Consider the following 389-nt stretch of genomic DNA (forward strand, 5'->3'; position numbering starts at 1 on the left):
CGGTAAAGGGCTCCAGCGCCTTCGCACACTCTTCCACCCGGGTTGCGAACACCGGCGAGGACTCCAACAGCCCAGCCGCCATCCCCAACCACTGCGAACCCTGACCCGGGAAAACGAACACCGTCTTCCCGCCCACCACCGAACCCGACACCACACCGGCCGCCAGCGCACCCGAAGCCACCGCCCGCACACCCGCCGCATGATCCCCGAGCACCACCGCACGATGCTCCAAACCCGCACGCGACGACGCCAACGACCACCCCACATCCACCGGATCCACATCCACCAGACCCGGCAGACCCGCCAACCGCTCCGCCTGCGCCCGCAACGCCCCCGCACTCTTACCCGACAGCACCCACGGCACCACCGGCATACCCGACCGCGCCCCA

At 69.7% G+C, this 389-nt stretch carries 1 protein-coding gene; it reads right to left on the reverse strand.

Features of this window, described 5'->3' with window-relative positions; genetic code table 11:
* Positions 1–389 (reverse strand): acyltransferase domain-containing protein (locus ACEPPI_RS40755; protein ID WP_373920277.1); only part of this gene is annotated, 389 nt, incomplete at both ends.

The organism is Streptomyces sp. AB3(2024) (genome assembly GCF_041862025.1).
Classification (GTDB): Bacteria; Actinomycetota; Actinomycetes; order Streptomycetales; family Streptomycetaceae; genus Streptomyces.